Origin of the sequence: Lacticaseibacillus chiayiensis, from assembly GCF_004123795.1 — a bacterium.
In the GTDB taxonomy this organism is placed as follows: Bacteria; Bacillota; Bacilli; order Lactobacillales; family Lactobacillaceae; genus Lacticaseibacillus; species Lacticaseibacillus chiayiensis.
On record NZ_MSSM01000072.1, the window covers coordinates 1 to 5,294 of the forward strand.

Annotated in this window: 2 tRNA genes and 2 rRNA genes; all 4 read right to left on the minus strand. The window is 51.7% G+C overall.

Features of this window, described 5'->3' with window-relative positions:
* Nucleotides 1-177: 177 nt before the first annotated feature.
* Nucleotides 178-3,095 (minus strand): 23S ribosomal RNA (locus BVJ53_RS14545).
* Nucleotides 3,096-3,256: 161 nt separating this feature from the next.
* A tRNA-Ala gene (locus tag BVJ53_RS14550) sits at nucleotides 3,257-3,329 on the minus strand.
* 34 nt (nucleotides 3,330-3,363) lie between these two features.
* Nucleotides 3,364-3,437: transfer RNA gene (locus BVJ53_RS14555), tRNA-Ile, on the minus strand.
* Between the two features lie 88 nt (nucleotides 3,438-3,525).
* Nucleotides 3,526-5,095, minus strand: a 16S ribosomal RNA gene (locus tag BVJ53_RS14560).
* Together the 16S and 23S rRNA genes with 2 tRNA genes alongside form the textbook arrangement of a ribosomal RNA operon.
* Nucleotides 5,096-5,294 lie beyond the last annotated feature (199 nt).

Below are 5,294 nucleotides of genomic sequence, written 5' to 3' on the forward strand. Positions count from 1 at the left end.
CTCTCMAAACTGGCTATCATTGTTGTGTTGTTGTGTCGAGGTACGGCGTATTTCATCGAAACGCGTTTACCGGCGCAGAAGCCTGCGTGTAAGGACCTTGGTCGCAATGGCAAAGACCGCCATTACGCCCAAGCCCGCTTACACTCCGGCTTCTAACCGCGCCGCTTCACGCTCTACTTGGTTAAGTCCTCGACCGATTAGTACTGGTCCGCTCCATGCATCGCTGCACTTCCACTTCCAGCCTATCTACCTGATCATCTCTCAGGGGTCTTACTTCCATATAGGAATGGGAAATCTCATCTCGAGGGGGGCTTCACACTTAGATGCTTTCAGCGTTTATCCCTTCCGTTCATAGCTACCCAGCGATGCGCCTGGCGGCACAACTGGTACACCAGCGGAACGTCCATCCCGGTCCTCTCGTACTAAGGACAGCTCCTCTCAAATTTCCTGCGCCCGCGACGGATAGGGACCGAACTGTCTCACGACGTTCTGAACCCAGCTCGCGTACCGCTTTAATGGGCGAACAGCCCAACCCTTGGGACCGACTACAGCCCCAGGATGCGATGAGCCGACATCGAGGTGCCAAACCTCCCCGTCGATGTGGACTCTTGGGGGAGATAAGCCTGTTATCCCCAGGGTAGCTTTTATCCGTTGAGCGATGGCCCTTCCATGCGGAACCACCGGATCACTAAGCCCGACTTTCGTCCCTGCTCGACTTGTCAGTCTCGCAGTCAAGCTCCCTTCTACCTTTACACTCTGCGAATGATTTCCAACCATTCTGAGGGAACCTTTGGGCGCCTCCGTTACATTTTAGGAGGCGACCGCCCCAGTCAAACTGCCTACCTGACACTGTCTCCCGCCACGTTCAGTGGCGCGGGTTAGAGTGTTCATACAGCTAGGGTAGTATCCCACCAACGCCTCCATCGAAACTAGCGTTCCGATCTCTACGGCTCCTACCTATCCTGTACAAGCGGTACCAACACTCAATATCAAGCTACAGTAAAGCTCCATGGGGTCTTTCCGTCCTGTCGCGGGTAACCCGCATCTTCACGGGTACTATAATTTCACCGAGTCTCTCGTTGAGACAGTGCCCAAATCATTACGCCTTTCGTGCGGGTCGGAACTTACCCGACAAGGAATTTCGCTACCTTAGGACCGTTATAGTTACGGCCGCCGTTTACTGGGGCTTCAGTTCTGGGCTTCGCTTGCGCTAACTCATCCTCTTAACCTTCCAGCACCGGGCAGGCGTCAGCCCCTATACATCATCTTACGATTTAGCAGAGACCTGTGTTTTTGATAAACAGTTGTTTGGGCCTATTCACTGCGGCTGACCTGACGGCCAGCACCCCTTCTTCCGAAGTTACGGGGTCATTTTGCCGAGTTCCTTAACGAGAGTTCGCTCGCTCACCTGAGGATACTCTCCTCGACTACCTGTGTCGGTTTGCGGTACGGGTAGTTTATTTCTCACTAGAAGCTTTTCTTGGCAGTGTGACATCAGGAACTTCGCTACTTTAATTTCGCTCCCCATCACCGCTTGTCCTTATGGTCGCAAGCATTTCACTCGCCACCAGACTTGCGGCTTGGACGCACTTTTCCAGCCGTGCGCTTTCCTTAGCCTCCTGCGTCCCTCCATCGCTTAAACAAAATAAACTAGTGCAGGAATCTCAACCTGCTTGTCATCGACTACGCCTTCCGGCCTCGCCTTAGATCCCGACTAACCCTGGGAGGACGAGCCTTCCCCAGGAAACCTTAGTCATACGGTGGATCAGATTCTCACTGATCTTTCGCTACTCATGCCGGCATTCTCACTTCTAAGCGCTCCAGCCGTCCTCACGATCGACCTTCAACGCCCTTAGAACGCTCTCCTACCGCGCACCCTTGCGGGTGCACCCACAGTTTCGGTATTATGCTTAGCCCCGGTATATTTTCGGCGCAGTGCCACTCGACTAGTGAGCTATTACGCACTCTTTAAATGGTGGCTGCTTCTGAGCCAACATCCTAGTTGTCTGTGCAACGCCACATCCTTTTCCACTTAGCATAAATTTAGGGACCTTAACTGGTGATCTGGGCTGTTCCCCTTTCGACAATGGACCTTATCGCTCACTGTCTGACTCCCGGAGTAAGATCGATGGTATTCGGAGTTTATCTGAATTCAGTAACCCTTGATGGGCCCCTAGTTCAAACAGTGCTCTACCTCCATGATCCATCCTCCGAGGCTAACCCTAAAGCTATTTCGGAGAGAACCAGCTATCTCCAAGTTCGTTTGGAATTTCACCGCTACCCACAACTCATCCCAGCATTTTTCAACATACATGGGTTCGGTCCTCCAGTGTGTTTCACCACACCTTCAACCTGGTCATGGGTAGGTCACTTGGTTTCGGGTCTACATCTGCCTACTCACTCGCCCTGTTCAGACTCGCTTTCGCTCCGGCTCCGACTTTTCATCTTAACCTCGCAGGCAAACGTAACTCGCCGGTTCATTCTACAAAAGGCACGCCATTACCCCTTAACGGGCTTTGACTAATTGTAGGCACACGGTTTCAGGAACTGTTTCACTCCCCTTCCGGGGTGCTTTTCACCTTTCCCTCACGGTACTGGTTCACTATCGGTCACTAGGGAGTATTTAGCCTTGGGAGATGGTCCTCCCGGATTCCGACGGAATTTCACGTGTTCCGCCGTACTCAGGATCCTGGACGGAGGGTCCGCCGTTTCGCTTACAGGGCTTTCACCTTCTATGGCGCAGCTTTCCAGCTGACTTCGACTACGTCGGACTTTGGTAACTCCAATGTCCAGTCCTACAACCCCGAGAAGCAAGCTTCTCGGTTTGGGCTCTTCCCACTTCGCTCGCCGCTACTATGGGAATCGAGTTTTCTTTCTCTTCCTGCGGGTACTGAGATGTTTCAGTTCCCCGCGTCTGCCGCCAACAAGCTATGAATTCACTTGCAGGCAATACACTGCTGTGTACTGGGTTCCCCCATTCGGAAATCTCCGGATCAAAGCTTACTTATAGCTCCCCGAAGCATATCGGTATTAGTTCCGTCCTTCATCGGCTCCTAGTGCCAAGGCATCCACCGTGCGCCCTTTGTAACTTAACCTGTACTGACTTGCGTCAGCGGTTATGCGATGCGAATTTCTAAATTAGAAACTCATACAAATACGCTGTGTTCTCGGCAATTTAAAACATTTACAACAATGATATCCAGTTTTCAAAGAACAAAGTCGCCGATTTGCATCGGTGAATTGACCTGACGGCCAATGGAGGATAACGGGATCGAACCGATGACCTCCTGCTTGCAAAGCAGGCGCTCTCCCAGCTGAGCTAATCCCCCATAAAGGTTGTTCAATTAACAAGCGAACGCTTGATGGGCCTAGATGGACTTGAACCATCGACCTCACGCTTATCAAGCGTGCGCTCTAACCAACTGAGCTATAGGCCCGATAGGCGTGAAAAAGAGGTCGTCCCCTCAAAACTAAACAAAGTTTCGTGTGTGCAGGTTTCCGTCAGACTGACGTCTGTTTCCTTAGAAAGGAGGTGATCCAGCCGCAGGTTCTCCTACGGCTACCTTGTTACGACTTCACCCTAATCATTTGTCCCACCTTAGACGGCTCGCTCCCTAAAAGGGTTACGCCACCGGCTTCGGGTGTTACAAACTCTCATGGTGTGACGGGCGGTGTGTACAAGGCCCGGGAACGTATTCACCGCGGCGTGCTGATCCGCGATTACTAGCGATTCCGACTTCGTGTAGGCGAGTTGCAGCCTACAGTCCGAACTGAGAATGGCTTTAAGAGATTAGCTTAACCTCGCGGTCTCGCAACTCGTTGTACCATCCATTGTAGCACGTGTGTAGCCCAGGTCATAAGGGGCATGATGATTTGACGTCATCCCCACCTTCCTCCGGTTTGTCACCGGCAGTCTTACTAGAGTGCCCAACTAAATGCTGGCAACTAGTCATAAGGGTTGCGCTCGTTGCGGGACTTAACCCAACATCTCACGACACGAGCTGACGACAACCATGCACCACCTGTCATTTTGCCCCCGAAGGGGAAACCTGATCTCTCAGGTGATCAAAAGATGTCAAGACCTGGTAAGGTTCTTCGCGTTGCTTCGAATTAAACCACATGCTCCACCGCTTGTGCGGGCCCCCGTCAATTCCTTTGAGTTTCAACCTTGCGGTCGTACTCCCCAGGCGGAATGCTTAATGCGTTAGCTGCGGCACTGAAGGGCGGAAACCCTCCAACACCTAGCATTCATCGTTTACGGCATGGACTACCAGGGTATCTAATCCTGTTCGCTACCCATGCTTTCGAGCCTCAGCGTCAGTTACAGACCAGACAGCCGCCTTCGCCACTGGTGTTCTTCCATATATCTACGCATTTCACCGCTACACATGGAGTTCCACTGTCCTCTTCTGCACTCAAGTTTCCCAGTTTCCGATGCGCTTCCTCGGTTAAGCCGAGGGCTTTCACATCAGACTTAAAAAACCGCCTGCGCTCGCTTTACGCCCAATAAATCCGGATAACGCTTGCCACCTACGTATTACCGCGGCTGCTGGCACGTAGTTAGCCGTGGCTTTCTGGTTGGATACCGTCACGCCGACAACAGTTACTCTGCCGACCATTCTTCTCCAACAACAGAGTTTTACGACCCGAAAGCCTTCTTCACTCACGCGGCGTTGCTCCATCAGACTTGCGTCCATTGTGGAAGATTCCCTACTGCTGCCTCCCGTAGGAGTTTGGGCCGTGTCTCAGTCCCAATGTGGCCGATCAACCTCTCAGTTCGGCTACGTATCATCGCCTTGGTGAGCCGTTACCTCACCAACTAGCTAATACGCCGCGGGTCCATCCAAAAGCGATAGCTTACGCCATCTTTCAGCCAAGAACCATGCGGTTCTTGGATTTATGCGGTATTAGCATCTGTTTCCAAATGTTATCCCCCACTTAAGGGCAGGTTACCCACGTGTTACTCACCCGTCCGCCACTCGTTTTAAGTTGAATCACAGTGCAAGCACCGTTCATCGACCAAAACTCGTTCGACTTGCATGTATTAGGCACGCCGCCAGCGTTCATCCTGAGCCAGGATCAAACTCTCATATAAATATGAGCTGTTCGAATAGCTCGATTTGTTGTTCTAGCGAATTGACTTCGCAAATGTTACTTTTTGCCTCGATACCGGAGTATCAAGGACCCTGCACATTTAAACGAAACTTTGTTCAGTTTTCAAAGGACGACTTGTCAAAAGACAACTTTGATAGATTATCATGACCAACGCATCATGTCAACAACTTTTTAGAGTG